Source organism: Acinetobacter sp. ANC 4204 (assembly GCF_002135205.1).
Taxonomy (GTDB): Bacteria; Pseudomonadota; Gammaproteobacteria; order Pseudomonadales; family Moraxellaceae; genus Acinetobacter.
This window is the reverse complement of sequence record NZ_NEFZ01000007.1, coordinates 17,349-35,403: the sequence shown is the minus strand read 5'-3', so window position 1 is coordinate 35,403 and position 18,055 is coordinate 17,349. Positions and strand designations below refer to the sequence as shown.

Below are 18,055 nucleotides of genomic sequence, written 5' to 3'. Positions count from 1 at the left end.
TGAAGTACCTATAAAAAGACCTTCAGATTTGAAGGTCTTTTTTTGTGATGTAGTTCAGAAAATACTGATAATAATTTGAAAAATAAGTTAAAAATTATTTATGAAAGAATAAATGAGGTTGAGCTAGCGGTTAAAGTTATGCACAATCAGTAACCTTAGAAACATGATAACAAATTGTATTTTTAACAAAAATGCTTTTTAGGGTCAGCTATTTGCACTAATTTTTAGAGAATACTATGTATACTGCAGAACTCTTAGAAGAAGCTCGTCGAATGATGTTCCACATGCTCACCAAGGTGGTTGAGTATGGCGGTTCAGATTTATTTATATCTGCGGACTTTCCTCCGAGTATCAAGCATCAAGGCTTGATGAAGCCTTTAGGGCAACAGAACTTAGCAGCAGATCAAACTAAGCTGTTTGCCTATAGTTTAATGAACGAAAAGCAACGTCAAGAATTTGAAACTGAGCTTGAGTGTAATTTTGCAATTAGTGTTCCCAATGTTTCTCGTTTTCGTGTCAATGTCTTCCAGCAACAACTACAAGTAGGGATGGTTATTCGTACGATTGCTGCGGAAATACCGAATTTTACCAAGTTGCAGCTTCCAGAGTCCTTAAAAGATGTGATTATGGAAAAGCGCGGTCTGGTATTGGTTGTTGGTGGTACAGGATCTGGTAAATCAACCTCTTTAGCAGCCATGATTGACCATCGAAATGAAAACTCAGCAGGGCATATTATTACCGTTGAGGATCCTGTCGAGTATGTACATAAGCACAAAAAATCAATGATTACTCACCGAGAAGTAGGTGTGGACAGCCATTCTTGGCACAATGCCTTAAAAAATACACTTCGCCAAGCACCTGATGTTATTTTAATTGGTGAGATTCGAGATACTGAAACGATGGAGCATGCAATTGCCTTTGCAGAAACAGGACATTTGTGTCTTGGAACTTTGCATGCCAATAATGCCAATCAAACCCTAGACCGTATTATTAACTTCTTTCCAGAAGAACGAAGAAATCAGCTTTTGATGGACTTATCTTCAAATATGAAGGCGATTATTTCGCAGCGTTTAGTTCGTACTGAAGATGGTCGTGGTCGCCGGGCAGCAGTGGAAATCATGCTCAATACGCCTTTGATGTCAGACTTGATATTAAAGGGGAATTTTCATGAGCTTAAGGAAGTGATGGCAAAGTCAAGAGAGCTTGGAATGCAAACATTCGATCAGGCTTTATTTGATTTGTATAATCAAGGTGCAATTGCCTATGAAGAAGCATTACGCAATGCAGACTCGGTAAATGAATTGCGCTTACAAATTAAACTCAAAAGCAGTAGAGCAAATCCACATTTGAATACAAGTAGTGTTTTATCTTTTGATCAAACAACTCCTGAGAAGTCAAAAGACTTAGAAGAAACACAAGCTGAAAGCTAAGCTTTGAGTCCGTATGTTTAATGATCAGAACCTGCGGACACTTCTATTTAGATATATTTTTACGATTTACGACATAAGTATAGAAGAGTAAACTTAAAGCTGTCGTTGTTGCACACAGTAAATAGGTGAAACTATAGCCCTGTTTTGAAATCAGTAGTCCCAGCAAAATTGAACCTAAAGCAATACCTAAGTCATACATGGTAAAAAATGTGGAAGTTGCATGTCCAATCCGATGCTTTTCAGCACGTTGAATGGCTAGGGTTTGTAGGCAGGGTTGAGCTGAACCGAAGCCCATACCTACACATACTGCTGCAATGAGCAAGCCCGCTAATGATTGAATTTGACTTAGGATTACAAGACCTAAACTAAACAAGAGAATAGCAGGATAAATTACATAATTTGCACCATGTTGATCATAAATCTTGCCAGTAATAGGGCGTAGGCTCATCATAGCAATAGCAAAGACAATAAAAAACAAGCTTGCATAATTAAGCAGATGCTTAGACTCTGCATAGGTAGAGATAAACGACATGATGCTGGCATAGGAAAAAGAGATAATCATGGCCATAATCGAAATGTTTAAGGCTTTTATTTCTATAAAATCATCTCTACTGAGCTTATGTTTTTTACTAGATTTAGAATGTTTGGGCTTCGAAGGAATTGGGATAAAAAAGCAAAAGAGAAAACCAAGCCAGACACTAAATGCCAAAAATCCTGCAACCATTTGATAAGACATAGACTGAATAAGCGTCAAAGCGATGAATGGTCCCAGAACAATACCTAGGTTAATTGACATGACAAAATAGCCCATACCTTCGCCTTTACGTTTCTCTGGGATAAACTCATTCACAATAGGAACAGCCACAGTTGTAACAATGCTGAACCAGATGCCGTGCAGAAAACGAATTAATAAAAGCACCTGTAAGTTATCAGCTAAGAGATAAGCTAAGGAAAATAGGCAAAATAAGGCCTCAGAAATGAAAAGTGTTTTCTTTTGACCAAATTTTTCAATAATCAGTCCACTAAAAGGTCGAACAGCAATGGATGAAACCATAAACAAGGTCATGGCTAAACCTGCTTGCGTAAGATTTCCGCCCAAATCTTTTAAAATATAAATTGGTAGAATGGTGGTTTGTGCAAAATAAAAAATGAATAAGAACAAATTATTGAATAAGCAAAGAATAAAAGACTTATTCCATAGCGTTGGGGTATTGGACGTGGGCATGCTGAACCTTTGGTTTGAGGCTAAGTCACAAGGCGCTTTTATATTTTTTATGCAGGGATCTTGAGACGCTATCGTACAGTTTAGAATTGTTTAATTATAGTACAAAAAACGTGAAAAGTGTAGTTATTGTGATAAATGGAAATAAATAGACGGTCACTGTGCTATAGAAAATGATTTATTTCTTAAAATAGGAGGATAATAAAAAGTCAGTCCGAAGACTGACTTTGCTTATTTCAAATGCTTCAGTTTTATTTATAGTCCAGCTTCATAGGCTGTATTTGATAGAAGCTGTTCAACATCGGCCATATTGTCAGGCTTAATTTTATAAATCCAACCTTTACCATAGGGGTCATCATTGACAAAGTCTGGGTCATCTTCCAAATTTGCATTGATTTCAACAACGGTGCCTGATACGGGTGCATGAATGTCAGAAGCTGTTTTGACTGATTCAACGACGCCTGCTTGTTGACCAGCTGTGATCTGTTGACCAACTTCTGGGGTTTCAACATAGACTAAATCGCCTAAAGCATCCTGTGCGTGGTCTGAAATACCAGTTACAACCAGATCACCTTCAATACGCACCCATTCATGTGTACTTGCATACTTCAATTCTGAAGGATGATTCATGAATAACTCCTTAAAATACAAAAAACATTTTTGCATGATTTATACATGCTTTTTTATAAAAACAAAAGGCTTATAAATAGGGATCTTTACGCCAATTACTTGGGCTGCGACCACTCCAGCGTTTGAATGCACGGCTAAAATTGGCTACATCGCTATATCCTAGTTCATCTGCAATTTGTTCCAGACTATAGTCAGTACGAGAAAGTAGTGAGGTGGCATGGCGGTATCGAACTTCGTCAACAATGGTGGAAAATGAAGTACCTTCAGCAGCCAATTGGCGTTTCAGTGTTCGATCAGACATGTGTAATAGGTCAGCCACGTGCTCGATGCTTAAGTAGTGTTGTTCCGATCGGGTTAGAATGTCACGAACTCGCATAGATAATCTTCGGCGTTCACCCATAGCGGAGAGTTCGGCTTCACACTGATTAATCGCAATTTGGCTTGCAAGTGGGTCGGCATTGACCATTTTAAAGCCTAAGTAATGTTTATCAAAGCTTAAAAGTAGATGAGGTTGATCAAAACGAACACTATGGTTAGGCAACTTTGTGCGGTAGCGGTCAAAGCCTTCTGGCTCTGGAAAATCGAAATCAATTTCACCAGCCAGAGCCTCAATACCAGTGAGTGCCTTACTCATTGACACAATCCCAAAAATAATACTGATCGCAATATCCGTACGCAAAGGTTCAATATCAACATCGCAACGTAATTGTAAAGTTGCTTTTTCGCCAAAGGTAGAAAAGAAAAGCTGCAAAAAAGGCATACGTAGTTGAATAAAACGATTTGCCAGAACCAAAGCTTCACCAATATCATGTGTGGTCATGATGGCATAGCCAATGAAACCATGAATTGAAATACGCATCTGCGTACCAAGATGGTAGCCTAGAGTGGGCTCACCAGTCAGACGACTGGCTAATTTAACCAATTCATTCGCAGTATGCACTGGGATACGAAAATCAGGCTCAGCAAGTTGTTCGCTGGTGAGTTGAAAAGGGGAAAAGAGTGCCTCTGCGTTATAGCCCCAGCGAGACACAACATCTAATAACAATAAGCCATAAACACCAGGAATTCCTTGATCTTGGCGAAGTGAAACTGTTTTCATGCGCGATCCATTGCATTTTTCTTTCTTTTCGGTCTGAAGTTATATTGGCATGAATAATGAAAATCCATGAAGTATATTGTTTGACAATATACTTTGAGCAAATATAGGTTCAGTTTATCGGTGTTTGAATTCCTTTCAAGTAAATAATAAATAGCATAATTTTTCGTTGCACACATAAGTATTTTACTGTGCTTATAACGATTGTTATAAATAGGCTAATCGTGACTATAGATAAGTTAAAAAGCCTAAATCACCTCTAAGGAGATCTAGGCTTAAATGATCATTCAGTCAATAATATTGTTTAGTATATTAAGCTTCCTTTTGCGCTTTGATCGGATGTTGTTCTGTTAAAAAACCACCTGTCTGACGCTGCCATAAATGTGCATAAATGCCATTTTTCTCAATCAGTTCCTCATGCGTCCCTTGCTCAGCAATATGACCTTCATCGAGCACAATTAAACGATCCATTTGTGCAATGGTTGAGAGTCGGTGTGCAATTGCAATTACCGTTTTACCTTCCATGAGGTCATCTAAACTAGATTGAATCGCAGCTTCAACCTCAGAATCCAAGGCACTGGTGGCTTCATCTAAAATCAGAATAGGCGCATCTTTTAAGAATACTCGAGCAATTGCGATACGCTGACGTTGTCCACCTGAAAGTTTTACCCCACGCTCACCGACATAGGCTTCATAACCCGATTTGCCACGTAAGTCTGTTAGTTGTGGGATAAACTCTTCAGCTTTGGCTTTGCGTACGGCAGCAAACATTTCCTCATCTGTTGCATTTGGACGACCATATTTAATGTTTTCAGCGACACTACGATGAAGTAAGGAGGTATCTTGAGTGACTAAAGCAATATTGCGACGTAAGCTATCTTGAGTAATGTCTTCAATATTTTGTCCATCAATTAAAATTTCACCTTGTTTTAACTGATAAAAATGTAATAAAAGTTGAATGAGGGTGGATTTACCTGCACCAGAGCGACCCACAATCCCAATTTTTTCACCTGCACGAATATGTAAGTTTAAATTGTCGATGACATTTTTACTGTTATACGCAAAAGTTACGTCATTAAACTCAATCACACCTTGTTTAACTTCAAGGTCTTTAGCATTAGGCTTATCTTGGATATTAATCGGGCGACCAAGCGTTTTCATCCCATCTTGAATGGTACCGACATTCTCAAATAAGGCTGAGGTTTGCCACATGATAAACTCAGCAATACTACTCAGCTTTAAAATCATGGCTGTTGCTGCTGCAATGACACCAAGTTCAGCCTGTCCATTCATCCATAACCAGACAGCTGTGCCGAGGACACCAACGTAGAGCACGACATTTAAAAATAGGATGCTAATTTCATACTTTGCGCCCAACCGCATTTGCTTATAGACCGTAACCATAAACTCTTGCATCGAGGCTTTGGCATATTGGCTTTCACGCCCAGCATGGGCAAAGAGTTTAACGGTTTGAATATTGGTATAAGCATCGGTTACACGGCCTGTCATCACCGCACGAGCATCAGCTTGTTCGTTAGAGACTTTGCTTAAACGTGGAATAAAGTAATACGCAGCACAAATAAATAAAGCCAACCAAACTAGCAAAGGCACAATTAACAACGGTGAAATAGCACCAAGGACTAGATTGACAGTGATAAAGTAAATCAATACATAGGCCAACATGTCGCCTAAAATGACCCAGAACTCGCGTACGGCGAGAGCTGTTTGCATGACCTTTGCAGACAATCGTCCTGCAAAATCATTATGAAAAAAGTCGAGACTTTGTTTCAGCAAAAGATTGTGAAAGCGCCAACGCAAACGCATTGGGAAAGAACTAAACAAAATTTGGTGCTTAATAATGGACTGGAGGCTGGCAAAGAAAATGTTGGCTAACAAAATACAAAACAGCAGGCTAAGGTTTGAACTGTGTTCTGCTAAAAAGGTTTCAGGCTGACTTTTGCTGAGCCAATTTACCAGTTCACCAATTTTTGCATAAAGGAGTGCTTCAAAACTGGCCGCACCAGCAGTGAATAAAACTAAAATCACTAAATATTGACGGACACCTTTAGCTGCCTGCCAAACAAATGGAAAGAAAGTGGTTGGTAAAGGCTGGTTTAGTCCTTCTTCTGGATAGGGATCAACACGCTTTTCAAACCATTTGAACATAAATAAAACCTTGTAAAAATAAGCTGTTTAGGGAATAACAGTTTGTTTTATAGATAATCAGAGTTCGAGAATTTTAGCATGAAAAGGTCGTTCAGTTGTTTGTAAATTACAAGACCATGTGTCTGTTTAGGAAATGGTAGTTTTGTCCAGAGAGAATTGCTTTTAATACAAATTTTGTGCTTAGACATGGTGTTTTATACAAGGGAATCCAATTTAAGTTGGACTCCCTGAAACACTTAATGTGTTAGTTTGCTTGAGCTTCCGAAGTCGCCGTAACATCAGCTGCAGTAGCTTCCGAAGCAGAAGTCGTGTTTTCAGTTGTAACTACCGCTTGAGTTGTTTCTACAGATTGCGCTTCTGCTGCAAAGGAAGAAGTCGCTGCAACAGCTAAAAGAGTAGCCATGAAAGTTTTATTTAAAGTATTCATTTTAGAATGTCTTACTAAAGTTAAAAGGAATGGCTAATTTAATGAAGAGAAAAGGTGGATGTTGTGATAAAGACGTATATTTCATGTAATTATTCATGTAATTTATTTACACAATACTCAATCTAATTAACACAGTTTTTAATCATTAATGTTAAAGCAGAATAGATTTTCCCGGGAAAGGATGAAAATTAAGCCAATAGACTTAGTAAGTATTTTTATATATTTGAAAAGTTTGGGCACACTCAAATTGAAACTATTTGAGTGTGCTAAATAAGAAATTTAATGTTCAGATAGTGCAACTTGCATATCATGCCCTGAAGGTGCTTGGTAAATTCTGAGTCCAAACTCTGGAATAATCGCAATTAAATGATCAAAAATATCTGACTGAATAGCCTCGTAGTCTTTCCATGCAATTTGGTTGCTAAATGCATAAATTTCTAGTGGCAAACCTTTTTCCGTTGGCTGTAACTGACGTACGATGAGGGACTGGTGTTTTGAAATATTGGGATGCTGATTAAGGTATAACTCGACATAAGCACGGAACGTTCCGATATTGGTCAAGCGTCTTTGGTTACACGGTGATGTATTGTCAAGTTTTTGATTAAACTCAATCAATTCACTACTCTTATGATCTAAATACTGATCTAGTAACAGGAAATCGCGCAGTTTAACTTGCTCTTCTTCTGACATGAAATGAACACTGCTTTGATCAATATAAATGGAGCGTTTAATACGCCGAACGCCAGACTGTGACATTCCACGCCAGTTTTTAAAGGTATCGGTGACCAATTTGTTGGTTGGAATGGTGGTGAATGTTTTGTCAAAATTCTGTACGGTAATGGTATGTAATGACATATCAATCACATCGCCATCGGCATTAAGTGAGGGCATTTCAATCCAGTCTCCAATACGTACCATGTCATAAGATGAAATCTGCACAGAAGCCACCAATGACAAAATTGTATTTTGGAAAACCAGCATCAACACTGCAGCCATTGCACCAAAACCTGCAAGCAAAGTGAAGACATCTTTTTTCAGGAAAGTCCCGAGAATCATCAAACCACAGACAATAAAGATAATCAGCTTGATGAGTTGCAAATAACCTTTGATGGGTTTATTGCGTGATTTAGGATTACGCTGATACACCAAATTGAAGATATTAAGCAATTCACCGATGGCTAAGGCGATGGTCAAGAAGATGAATGCTTGCGCTGCCATTTGCACAAAGCTGACCATTTTCGCAGACAGGTGGGGAACGGTGACGATACCATTCATAATGACGATTGCTGGGACAATGTTCGCAATTCGACGAATCACACTATGCTGCGACATGATGTCATGATTGGCAAATTTTAGCTTAGTGATGAGATGCCGAATACCACGGACAACAACATGTTTAGCAATAATATAGGCCAATATTGCAATTAAAATCAGTATGCAAAACCCTGTGAGCATTTCGATCCAAGGATACTGATCTGACCAGTCTTTTAAGTTCTGTATAAAATGAAATTTATCCAAAATTTAGTCTTCTTTTGATTAAAACACTGAAAATAGTGTAATCAGCTATACAGATTAATCAAATCATGTCACTAAATTTATACACGTTTTCAACGACTTGATTATTTACTCGTTGTTGGGAGCGTTGGCTGAATTATAGATAGATTCAATAGATGTGTTGGATTGAAAGATAAAAGACCAACATGATAACGAGGGATTTATCACTATCATTTTATTGTAAAAAAGCCTCCTTGTCGGAAGCTTCTTGAACGTTAAATGGTCAAATCATTACCACATTAAGTCATCTGGAATGACATAGGCTGCATAAGGATCTTCTTCATCAGTGACAGCTTCATTCTTTTCTGAGTTATTGACAATAATAAAACCTTCAAGTTTAGCATTGATACGTTCAGCTAAAGCTTTTGGTAAGAAAGCATAGTTGTCATGATCACGAGCAATCACCAAACTGCCTGCAACTAGGGCATTATAAATTTGTTGATTGATATATTGTTTTTTGATTTTGCCATCATCAATAAATTGGTAGATGACTTCGCCATCCGTATCACGGATTTTATGCTGTGAGATCATTTGAATAATGGCTGCTTTGAGCTCTTTTTCTTGCAACAGTGTTTTCTTCTCAAGCTCTATGGCTTGATCTTTCTCTAATTTTTGCTGTTTGTCTTGCGCAATTTTTGCCTTAATCTCAGCTTCATTGCTTTGACCAGTTCTTTGCTCATGCACTGCTTGTTTAGAGAGTTTTTTTGCCTTTTTATTATCGACTAAACCGGCTTTGAGTAACTGAGCCTGTAATGCATTTTTAACCATAACGAATTCCACAATTGCGTTTAAATACGACGATATCGAAAATAGATGATCCAATATACAACACTAAGGATCAAGCTTAATGCTGTCGGGATTAAGAAAGAGTTGAGTTTGAAATAAGGGTAGATCAAACTTGCGCTGAGTCCACCAATGAAAAAACCAATTAAAATAAGAAGATGTAATACAACACGGCGTCGCTCGACCACGAGACCTCTTGCCCGATAGCCGAGTGCTAAACCTAAGTCGGTTAAGACACCAGACAAGTGTGTGGTTCGAATGATGGTTCCTTTGTAGTGGCTGACCATGGCATTTTGTACACCCATTGCAACACATGCCCAGAGCAGTGCATAGCGCGGAAAGTACGGCAGGAACAACCAGCATAGAAAAATAAAAAAAGCCACCAGACTAAGGGGTAAGCCATAACGGCGACCCAACTGAAAGTGGCTATTTCCTAAAATGATACCGCTGTAAAATGACCCTACCACATAGCACAATGTAACAAGCGCAAGGTATAAGATGTGCTCAGGTTGCCAGTTCGCAAGTGACATGGCTAAAACACTGATATTACCTGTCATGTGGGAAACGGACTGGTGTAATACTGTGACCAGTCCTAAAACATTAATCATTCCAGCATTAATTGCTAAAAAGAATGCACCCAGTTGTATCCAAAATGGTAAGTGTTGAAATGGCATAACTTCAAAAATGAAACAATGTACTGATTCTACAATATATTATTTTGAAGCTCGGTCAACTGCTGCAGTGAATAATACATCAGTTGATGAGTTAAGCGCTGTTTCAGTTGAGTCCTGCAATACGCTAATCACCATCCCGATAGCAACGACTTGCATCGAAATATCAGAAGAAATACCAAACAGGCCGCAAGCAACAGGGATCAACAGCAAAGAACCACCTGCAACACCAGAAGCACCACATGCTGACACGGTCGCAAGTACTGATAAAATCATCATCGTAGTAAAGTCAACATCAATCCCCAAGGTATTGACTGCTGCAAGTGTAAGTACAGTAATGGTCACAGATGCGCCAGCCATATTGATGGTTGCACCCAAAGGGATTGCTACGCTTGCCGTAGACTCAGGAACGCCTAAGCGCTTTGCAAGGTCCAAGTTAACTGGAATATTCGCAGCAGAACTACGTGTAAAAAATGCAGTAATACCGCTTTCACGTAAACATTGGAATACTAAAGGATAGGGGTTGCTGCGTGTTACAACCGCAACCATAAGTGGGTTAATTACTAGTGCCACAAAAGCCATAGTACCCAGCAATACTGCAAGCAACTGAGCATAGCTTTCTAGAGTACTTAGACCCGTTTCAGCAAAAGTGACGGCCACTAAGCCAAAAATACCCACTGGTGCAAAGTTAATTACGAGGCGGATAACACTGTTTACCGCATGAGCTGTGTCATTTAAGAAGTCTTTAGTCGTGTCTTTTGCATGGCGAAAAGCTACGCCTAAAGCAACAGCCCAAGCTAAAATACCAATGAAGTTTGCTTCGCTAATTGCAGTTACAGGGTTAGCGATGAAACTGAGCAGTAAATTCTTAAAAATTTCAATCAGGCTACTTGGTGCTTGTAGATCCGTATTTGCAGGTAAATTTAAGTATAATGTACTTGGGAAAATAATACTGACGGCAACCGCTGCAAACGCAGCGAGCAACATACCAATTGCATACATGATGATAATTGGACGTAGATTTGCACTGTGGCCCACTCTAAAATTGGCAATAGAGGCAAGAACTAAAACGAAAACAAGTACAGGCGCCACAGATTTTAACGCTTTAATAAACAAGTCGCCTAGTAGGCTCAAATAAGGTGCAACACCGGGAAAAACAAGAGCTACACCAATACCTAAAATAATGGCAATGATAATTCGAGTAACTAAACTCATTCGCGCTAAAACAGAGAACATAGAGGCGCCTTGAAAATTACGAGGACAAAATACGGATTTTAAGTGCGCCATTTTATACCTAATTTCCTAACTGACTGAAAAATATTTAAATATAAAAATTAAGTTATTGTAATTTCAGTTTTTATTATTCATTCTTATTCATAAAAATGACATATTTAATGGGTTTTTATCATAAAAAGACATAGAAAGTTTTTCATTTATGCCAAAAAACTTTCATATATAGATCATATTGAATGTGTCGATAGAAGCTGTGGTGCAAGCGTTTGAATTGCTTGATAATGAGTCAAGAATATTTTTCCACTTAAATGCTTTAACAGTTTTGAGCCTTGTAACCGATCCATCACAGGGCCTTTAACTTCCGATAAATGCAACTGAATGTTTTGTTTAGATAACTCTAGATTGATATCTTCTAACATTTCTAAAGCACTTAGGTCGATACTGCTGATACTTGAACAATTGATCACTACATGAACCAGTGTAGGTTGCTGGCTGACTGCATTAATCAGTTCACCTTTTAAGACATTGGCATTGAGAAAACTTAGGTTTTCATCTATACGCATGGAAAGCACTTGTGCAGCTGTTTGAACATCATGACGTTCAACATTGCGAAAATGTTGTGTACCTTCGACCAAACCAATCACCGCAATATGTGGACGGCTAATTCTCCAAAGCAATAAAACAAATGTTGAGATCATGCCAATGATCAGACCTGTTGAAATATCTATACATACGACCCCAAAGAACGTGATCCACATAGCAATACCATCTGCTTTTGAATATTTCCATGCTTCAATAAAGGGTCTAAAGTCTACCAATTTCCAAATAGAGACAATAATCGTTGCAGCCAGAATGGCTAAAGGCAGGTTTTGAAAAAAACCAGTAAAGTATAAGCTCACTACAATAATCAATAATGATGATATCACTCCTGCCATAGGGGTTTGAGCGCCTGCATCTGCATTAACGACAGTACGAGATAAACTGCCTGTGACAGGAAAGGCTGAACTCAAACCAGCGCTGATGTTGGCTAATCCCAAAGCGATCAGCTCTTGGTTACTATTCAGTTGACTTCGATTTTGTAGCGCTGTTGCTTGGGCAATAGACAATGATTCAACAAAACTGATCATTGCGATCATGGTGGCGCCTGGCAACAGTTGCAGAACTAGAGCCCAGTTCCAATACGGCATATCGAGCGGAGGCATACCAGATGGAATGATTCCGACCGTTTTGATGCCAAGCGTTTGCAGTTGGAAAAAATAGACTAAGGCGATCGACGCAACCACTAAAAATAAAGGAATGGTGCGCGAAAGTAATACAGTCGATCGGAACCAAGACTTAAAGGCATGGCTGTTTAGCAGTTTGGGAGTGTAAATTAAAAAAGCGATGGCGCAGAGTCCAAAGACTAGCGTCCCTACGTGAGTGAGACTAATGTATTGCCAAACACTAGTTGCAAACTCGGGGATATTATTGGCTTTTAAAGGCAGATCAACAATAAACTTCAACTGACCCAAAGCAATGAGTAAGGCCGAAGCAATAATGAAACTTTGAATAACGGGATGACTAATGAGTTGAATTAAGAAACCAAAGCGTAGCATCCCCAAACACAGAGAAATAACACCGACCATGAGCGCCAATAGGTAGGCTGCCTGTATGTAGACAGGTGAACCAACTTCGAACATCGAATTCAAAGTCGCAAAGGTCATCATGGAAATGATGGCAACGGGACCAATCGAAAGCGTGGGACTGCCGCCGATGATGGCATAAATAATCATCGGGATGATACTGGCATATAATCCTGTAATTGGAGGTAAACCTGCCAACATGGCGTATGCCATACCTTGAGGAACCAACATGGCAATGACAATAAAGGATGCAAGTAAATCTGATTTAAAAGTAGGCGTGTCATAGTGCTTGAGCCACTGCCATGCGGGGAGATAAAGGCCTAGACGACGATTCCAATCAGACATAAAAAAATCTAAATCATAAATTTAGATATATTATGCATAAAAAATGCTAAGAAGTCTTAGCATTCATTATACTCACATCAAAAATAGCATAATTATTTGATTTTAAAGACGTGGTTTAGGGCAATACAACTGATATAAAGTATTTAAGACTTCTACCATACGTTCGTCTTTAATGGAGTAGTAAATTTGCTTACCGTCACGACGTGTATTTACGACATCGCTTTTGCGTAGCATCATCAATTGCTGAGAAAGTGTTGGCTGTTTGATGTCAGTAATTTCTTCAATTTGTGAAACATTAAGTTCTTGTTGCGACAAATGGCATAGAATTAATAAACGATCGGTATTGGCTAGAGATTTTAAAATACTCACAACAACTTCAGCAGAGTCGCGCATAGACGTGATTTCAAGTCCTGTGTTCATTTAAAACCTACTCATAAAACAAAACAACTGTGCGCTTAGTATAAAACCAAGCAGTTCATAATGTTGTGTTTTCATGTGTAATATGCATGGCTTTTAGTGAAATAAAATATTAGTTAAAGTTATATATACGTTCTATTTACATCAAAAATAGTTATCTTGAATATCACTTAAGTTCTCGATATTTATATAATTTAAGGATAAAAATTTAATAATATTTGTATTCTTTATGATTATTTATAATAAGCTTTTATTATTTTTTCATATATGAGTCTAATGACAGCATAATCTCTCATCTATTTATAAAATAGCACTATAAAATTTAAAAATATATGTATTTATTAAAGGCATAATTATTGCAACTTATTTTTTTTGACCAATAAGTAAATTTTAAGATGAATGTACAAATTTTTCCCTCAAATGAAGAAAGTGCAGAATATGTGGTTCTATCGTCTGGTTTAGGCGGACATGGTCAGTTTTGGCAACCCCAAATTCAAGCGCTACAGTCTAAATTTCATGTATTGATTTACGATCAAGAAGGTTGCTGTGCTGATGCAGCATTATTAAAACCAGATTATTGTATGCGAGATTTGGGGCAGCAACTTTTGCTGATCTTAAAACAACATCATATTCAACGATTTCATTTTATTGGTCATGCATTGGGCGGCTTTATTGGTGCCGAATTAGCATATTTATGCCAACTGACAGCGTATCGTATGTTGTCCATCACGATTTTAAATGGCTGGGATACGCTAGATGCGCATACTTATAAATGCTTTGAAACACGAATCAATCTTTTAAAATGGGCTGGAACAGAAGCTTATGTCAAAGCGCAAGCATTGTTCTTATATCCACCCGCTTGGATTTCAGCAAATATAGAAAGTATTCAAAAACAAGAACAGCTCCAAATTCAAAACTTTCCACCACATGAAAATGTATTACGACGACTGAGTGCTTTAATGGCTTTTCAACTGAGCGAGGAGATACGAGTGGCTTTGCAGAATATCCCTATGCATTTGATCGCGAATCAAGATGATTTCCTTGTGCCTTACCAACGCTCACAAAAGCTAAAACAGTTATTTCCGCATGCGCAGTTGACTCTTTTAAGGCAGGGCGCTCATGCGGCGACTGTAACTGAGACAGCACGGATGAATAACGAAATATTGGGCTTTTTAATAGCACAGGAAAGTTTGGTTTAAATGTTAATTGTTTAATTCAACTTTATAAAATAAAGGTGTCTAGATTTTATATCTAGACACCTTTTTCTTTAGGCGAATACATCTAAAAAAACTAGTTTGGTTCATTTTCTGCACAATGTTCGACCATAGATCACAAATATAGTGCATGGTGATAATTATTATTTTACTTTTTGGTAAAAAATAAAAATAATTAAAATGCAATAAATATTTGAAAGTAAGTAATAAAAATAAATTGGCACGGCTTATGCAAATGTATTTTTATCAAACAAAGAGTAAAAACTTTGCGCTGATTGAATATTTTTAATTCAGCAGCATTCACCGAGGCCAGAGGATAGAAGAGATGAAAATAGGTGTGTTTTGCCCGATTGGAAATAATGGCTGGCTGCTTTCGGAAAGCGCCCCACAGTATATGCCTTCATTTGAACTAAACAAAAAAATTGTTCAACGCGCTGAGCATTATGGCTTCGACTTTGCTTTGTCGATGATTAAGCTGCGTGGTTTTGGCGGGAAAACTGAGTTTTGGGATCATAACCTTGAGACATTCACTTTGATGGCTGGGCTTGCAGCAGTAACCAGCAAAATCAAAATTTATGCAACAGCAGCGACATTGGTAATGCCACCTGCAATTGTGGCGCGTATGGCATCAACGATTGATTCTATTTCAAATGGGCGCTTTGGTTTAAATGTGGTGACAGGTTGGCAAGCTCCAGAATATACGCAAATGGGGATGTGGCCAGGAGATGAATATTTTGCACAACGTTATGAATATCTCTCGGAATATGTAGAAATTCTACGTGAACTTTGGGCAACAGGGCGTTCAGACTTCAAAGGAGAGCATTTTACCATGCAAGATTGTCGTGTGAGTCCACGTCCACAAGCAGACATGAAAATTATTTGTGCAGGTCAGTCTGATACAGGACTTGAGTTTTCTGCCAAATATGCCGACTACAACTTTGTCTTTGGTAAAGGGTTGAATACACCAACAGCCTATGCAGAAATCAATGACCGCTTAAAAGTACAAACGGATAAAACAGGCCGTGACGTGCAAACCTATGTGTTGTTCATGGTGATTGCTGCACAAACCGATGAAGAGGCACATGCAAAATGGCAAAAATATAATGCTGGTGCAGATATGGAGGCCATCAATTGGCTAATGAATCAAGGTGGTAAAGATACCAAATCTGGAGCAGATACGAACATCCGTCAAATGGCCTCTTCAGTTTCACCTGTGAATATCAATATGGGAACCTTAGTAGGCTCGTTTGAGCATGTTGCACAAATGTTAGATGAAATTGGTGAGATCCAAGGGACGGAAGGCATTTTGCTTGCCTTTGATGATTTTGTACAAGGGGTCGAAGACTTTGGTCAGCGCATACAACCCTTAATGAAATGCCGTGAACATATCGTGGTTGAAGAGGACGTATCCCAAGCTATTTTGGAGAAAAGTGCATGAATGAGCCGATTGTCTGTACAGAATTTACTAAACAGTGCCTGCACGCAAAAACATTGAAAGCCGAACCTGAACATATTGCATTGGCACCTGAGCACACGGCATTGATTGTGATTGATATGCAAAATGCCTATACCTCAGAAGGTGGCTATTTGGATTTGGCTGGGTTTGATGTATCTAAAACTAGACCTGTGGTTGAAAACATTCAAAAGTCCGTTCTTGCTGCACATGCAGCGGGTATACAGGTGATTTACTTTAAAAATGGTTGGGATGATCAATATCGCGAAGCAGGAGGGATTGATTCGCCGAATTTCCATAAGTCGAATGCTTTAAAAACCATGCGCAAAAATCCTGAGCTACAGGGAAAGCTATTGGCAAAAGGTGGTTGGGACTTTGAGTTGATTGATGCCCTAAAGCCGGAACCACAAGACTTGGTGATTGAAAAGCCTCGTTATAGCGGATTTTTTAATACCGCACTGGACAGTATGTTGCGGGTACGTGGAATCCGAAATTTAGTTTTTGTTGGTATTGCGACCAATGTTTGTGTTGAGTCAACTCTCAGGGATGGTTTTTTCTTGGAGTATTTCGGGGTAGCTCTTAAGGATGCGTGCTATCAGGCTGGGCCCGTCGAAGCACAAGAAGCAAGTCTCTATAACATCAAAACCTTTTTTGGTTGGGTGTCTGATACACAAAGTTTTGTAAACACCTTTCAGACCTGTGGCAATAAGCCTCTGGCAAAAACAGCATAAGCCAAACATACAGTAGATTAAAGGAAGTCTCATGCCTAAAGAAATTATTGTGCCAGAAGGCACAGCGAAACCACTGGCTCCATTTGTACCTGCGACTAAGGCTGACAATATCGTCTATGTATCAGGCACTTTAGCTTTTGATGAACAGAACAATGTTGTCCATGTGGGCGATGCAGCTGCACAAACTCGACATATTTTAGAGACTATTAAACGAGTCCTTGAAACAGCTGGCGGTACGATGGATGACGTGACTTTTAACCATATTTTTGTGAAAGATTGGGGGGATTATGGCGCGATTAATGCTGTATATGCCGAATATTTTCCAGGTGATAAGCCCGCGCGCTATTGTGTTCAAACTGGATTGGTTAAGCCTGATGCTTTAGTGGAAATTGCTTCGGTTGCACATGTGGCTTGAGTTGAATAATCAAATTTTAACGTCCTGAATGGAGGAATTCGACATTCAGGACATGGAGAATACGATGAATGCAAAACTATTACACCAAGATCAGGTTGAAGCCATGCTAAACACTATAGTGCCTGAAGAAAAAGCGGAAGTGATATTGGATCAACACCTGTTCCGTCAAGGCATGGCGAATCTTGGTGCTGCGGTTAATGTGATTACGACGGATGGTGCTGCGGGTCAGGCAGGTTTTACTGCATCGGCAGTATGTAGTGTGACAGATACACCACCGACCTTATTGGTCTGTTTAAACCGTTCATCTTCTGTGTTTGATACATTTAAAACAAATCAAGTACTGTGTGTGAATACGCTATCGAGCCAGCAACAACATTTATCTAACGTATTTGGAGGCAAAACTCCAATGTCTGAACGTTTTGCTCAAGGCACATGGTCCACACTTTTGACCAATGCTCCAGTCTTGGATGATGCCTTAGTGAGTTTTGACTGCGAAGTGGTGCAGAGTATGTCTGTGGGGAGTCATGATGTTCTGTTTTGCCAAGTCAAAGCCATGAAGCAAAGTTGTGGACTGAATGCACTTATGTATTTTAAGCGTGGTTATTGCGAGCCATTACCAATGTGTTAATTCAAAAAATCCTACTTT

17 protein-coding genes are annotated in these 18,055 nt (G+C 38.9%); 6 read left to right on the top strand and 11 right to left on the bottom strand.

The genetic code is table 11. The features are described 5' to 3' along the window. Nucleotides 1-236: 236 nt before the first annotated feature. Nucleotides 237-1,430, top strand: coding sequence for a PilT/PilU family type 4a pilus ATPase (locus B9T36_RS13840; protein WP_086210052.1), 1,194 nt, complete (start codon nucleotides 237-239; stop codon nucleotides 1,428-1,430). 43 nt (nucleotides 1,431-1,473) lie between these two features. Here B9T36_RS13840 and B9T36_RS13835 read toward each other — a convergent pair whose 3' ends face one another. The 11 genes from B9T36_RS13835 to B9T36_RS13785 form a co-directional block, all read right to left on the bottom strand. After that, nucleotides 1,474-2,655, bottom strand: coding sequence for an MFS transporter (locus B9T36_RS13835; RefSeq protein ID WP_086210051.1), 1,182 nt, complete (start codon nucleotides 2,653-2,655; stop codon nucleotides 1,474-1,476). A gap of 252 nt (nucleotides 2,656-2,907) precedes the next feature. Continuing rightward, nucleotides 2,908-3,282, bottom strand: a complete 375-nt coding sequence (gene gcvH, locus B9T36_RS13830; protein WP_086210050.1) for a glycine cleavage system protein GcvH — start codon at nucleotides 3,280-3,282, stop codon at nucleotides 2,908-2,910. Between the two features lie 70 nt (nucleotides 3,283-3,352). Then, entirely contained in the window at nucleotides 3,353-4,381 is a 1,029-nt protein-coding gene (locus tag B9T36_RS13825; RefSeq protein WP_086210049.1) for an AraC family transcriptional regulator, read from the bottom strand. Between the two features lie 309 nt (nucleotides 4,382-4,690). After that, a complete protein-coding gene (locus B9T36_RS13820) occupies nucleotides 4,691-6,544 on the bottom strand; it encodes an ABC transporter ATP-binding protein (RefSeq protein WP_086210048.1) in 1,854 nt (617 codons plus the stop codon). A 244-nt stretch (nucleotides 6,545-6,788) separates the two neighbouring features. Beyond that, nucleotides 6,789-6,947 (bottom strand): hypothetical protein, encoded by a 159-nt coding sequence (locus B9T36_RS19265; protein ID WP_228147006.1) that lies wholly within the window; start codon nucleotides 6,945-6,947, stop codon nucleotides 6,789-6,791. 303 nt (nucleotides 6,948-7,250) lie between these two features. After that, nucleotides 7,251-8,489, bottom strand: coding sequence for a mechanosensitive ion channel family protein (locus B9T36_RS13810; protein WP_086210047.1), 1,239 nt, complete (start codon nucleotides 8,487-8,489; stop codon nucleotides 7,251-7,253). 267 nt (nucleotides 8,490-8,756) lie between these two features. Next, nucleotides 8,757-9,293, bottom strand: a complete 537-nt coding sequence (locus B9T36_RS13805; RefSeq protein ID WP_086210046.1) for a DUF2058 domain-containing protein — start codon at nucleotides 9,291-9,293, stop codon at nucleotides 8,757-8,759. A gap of 20 nt (nucleotides 9,294-9,313) precedes the next feature. Then, nucleotides 9,314-9,982: a YoaK family protein gene (locus B9T36_RS13800; protein ID WP_086210045.1), complete on the bottom strand. Its 669-nt coding sequence runs from the start codon at nucleotides 9,980-9,982 to the stop codon at nucleotides 9,314-9,316. A 39-nt stretch (nucleotides 9,983-10,021) separates the two neighbouring features. Then, entirely contained in the window at nucleotides 10,022-11,215 is a 1,194-nt protein-coding gene (sstT, locus tag B9T36_RS13795) for a serine/threonine transporter SstT (protein WP_086210044.1), read from the bottom strand. Between the two features lie 224 nt (nucleotides 11,216-11,439). Then, nucleotides 11,440-13,179 (bottom strand): SulP family inorganic anion transporter, encoded by a 1,740-nt coding sequence (locus B9T36_RS13790; RefSeq protein ID WP_086210043.1) that lies wholly within the window; start codon nucleotides 13,177-13,179, stop codon nucleotides 11,440-11,442. Nucleotides 13,180-13,281: 102 nt separating this feature from the next. Beyond that, nucleotides 13,282-13,599 (bottom strand): ArsR/SmtB family transcription factor, encoded by a 318-nt coding sequence (locus B9T36_RS13785; protein ID WP_086210042.1) that lies wholly within the window; start codon nucleotides 13,597-13,599, stop codon nucleotides 13,282-13,284. A gap of 392 nt (nucleotides 13,600-13,991) precedes the next feature. Here B9T36_RS13785 and rutD point away from each other — a divergent pair, with 392 nt between their 5' ends. The 5 genes from rutD (at nucleotide 13,992) to rutF (ending at nucleotide 18,037) form a co-directional block, all read left to right on the top strand. After that, a complete protein-coding gene (gene rutD / locus B9T36_RS13780) occupies nucleotides 13,992-14,795 on the top strand; it encodes a pyrimidine utilization protein D (protein ID WP_086210041.1) in 804 nt (267 codons plus the stop codon). 340 nt (nucleotides 14,796-15,135) lie between these two features. Continuing rightward, nucleotides 15,136-16,248 carry a pyrimidine utilization protein A gene (gene rutA / locus B9T36_RS13775; RefSeq protein WP_086210040.1) on the top strand — a complete coding sequence of 371 codons (1,113 nt, stop codon included), beginning with the start codon at nucleotides 15,136-15,138 and terminating at the stop codon, nucleotides 16,246-16,248. Further along, entirely contained in the window at nucleotides 16,245-16,994 is a 750-nt protein-coding gene (rutB, locus tag B9T36_RS13770) for a pyrimidine utilization protein B (RefSeq protein ID WP_086210039.1), read from the top strand. Before rutA ends, rutB begins: the two co-directional genes overlap by 4 nt. A 31-nt stretch (nucleotides 16,995-17,025) precedes the next feature. Then, on the top strand, nucleotides 17,026-17,409 hold the full coding sequence (rutC, locus tag B9T36_RS13765) for a pyrimidine utilization protein C (RefSeq protein WP_086210038.1): 384 nt from the start codon (nucleotides 17,026-17,028) through the stop codon (nucleotides 17,407-17,409). 103 nt (nucleotides 17,410-17,512) lie between these two features. Further along, nucleotides 17,513-18,037: an NADH-dependent FMN reductase RutF gene (rutF, locus tag B9T36_RS13760; protein ID WP_086210238.1), complete on the top strand. Its 525-nt coding sequence runs from the start codon at nucleotides 17,513-17,515 to the stop codon at nucleotides 18,035-18,037. Nucleotides 18,038-18,055: the final 18 nt, after the last annotated feature.

Bases quoted from the DNA above. Each gene is read 5' to 3' on its own strand.
- B9T36_RS13840 (WP_086210052.1), top strand. From the start codon at position 237: ATGTATACTGCAGAACTCTTAGAAGAAGCTCGTCGAATGATGTTCCAC.
- B9T36_RS13835 (WP_086210051.1), bottom strand. From the start codon at position 2,655: ATGCCCACGTCCAATACCCCAACGCTATGGAATAAGTCTTTTATTCTT.
- gcvH (WP_086210050.1), bottom strand. From the start codon at position 3,282: ATGAATCATCCTTCAGAATTGAAGTATGCAAGTACACATGAATGGGTG.
- B9T36_RS13825 (WP_086210049.1), bottom strand. From the start codon at position 4,381: ATGAAAACAGTTTCACTTCGCCAAGATCAAGGAATTCCTGGTGTTTAT.
- B9T36_RS13820 (WP_086210048.1), bottom strand. From the start codon at position 6,544: ATGTTCAAATGGTTTGAAAAGCGTGTTGATCCCTATCCAGAAGAAGGA.
- B9T36_RS19265 (WP_228147006.1), bottom strand. From the start codon at position 6,947: ATGGCTACTCTTTTAGCTGTTGCAGCGACTTCTTCCTTTGCAGCAGAA.
- B9T36_RS13805 (WP_086210046.1), bottom strand. From the start codon at position 9,293: ATGGTTAAAAATGCATTACAGGCTCAGTTACTCAAAGCCGGTTTAGTC.
- B9T36_RS13800 (WP_086210045.1), bottom strand. From the start codon at position 9,982: ATGCCATTTCAACACTTACCATTTTGGATACAACTGGGTGCATTCTTT.
- sstT (WP_086210044.1), bottom strand. From the start codon at position 11,215: ATGTTCTCTGTTTTAGCGCGAATGAGTTTAGTTACTCGAATTATCATT.
- B9T36_RS13790 (WP_086210043.1), bottom strand. From the start codon at position 13,179: ATGTCTGATTGGAATCGTCGTCTAGGCCTTTATCTCCCCGCATGGCAG.
- B9T36_RS13785 (WP_086210042.1), bottom strand. From the start codon at position 13,599: ATGAACACAGGACTTGAAATCACGTCTATGCGCGACTCTGCTGAAGTT.
- rutD (WP_086210041.1), top strand. From the start codon at position 13,992: ATGAATGTACAAATTTTTCCCTCAAATGAAGAAAGTGCAGAATATGTG.
- rutA (WP_086210040.1), top strand. From the start codon at position 15,136: ATGAAAATAGGTGTGTTTTGCCCGATTGGAAATAATGGCTGGCTGCTT.
- rutB (WP_086210039.1), top strand. From the start codon at position 16,245: ATGAATGAGCCGATTGTCTGTACAGAATTTACTAAACAGTGCCTGCAC.
- rutC (WP_086210038.1), top strand. From the start codon at position 17,026: ATGCCTAAAGAAATTATTGTGCCAGAAGGCACAGCGAAACCACTGGCT.
- rutF (WP_086210238.1), top strand. From the start codon at position 17,513: ATGCTAAACACTATAGTGCCTGAAGAAAAAGCGGAAGTGATATTGGAT.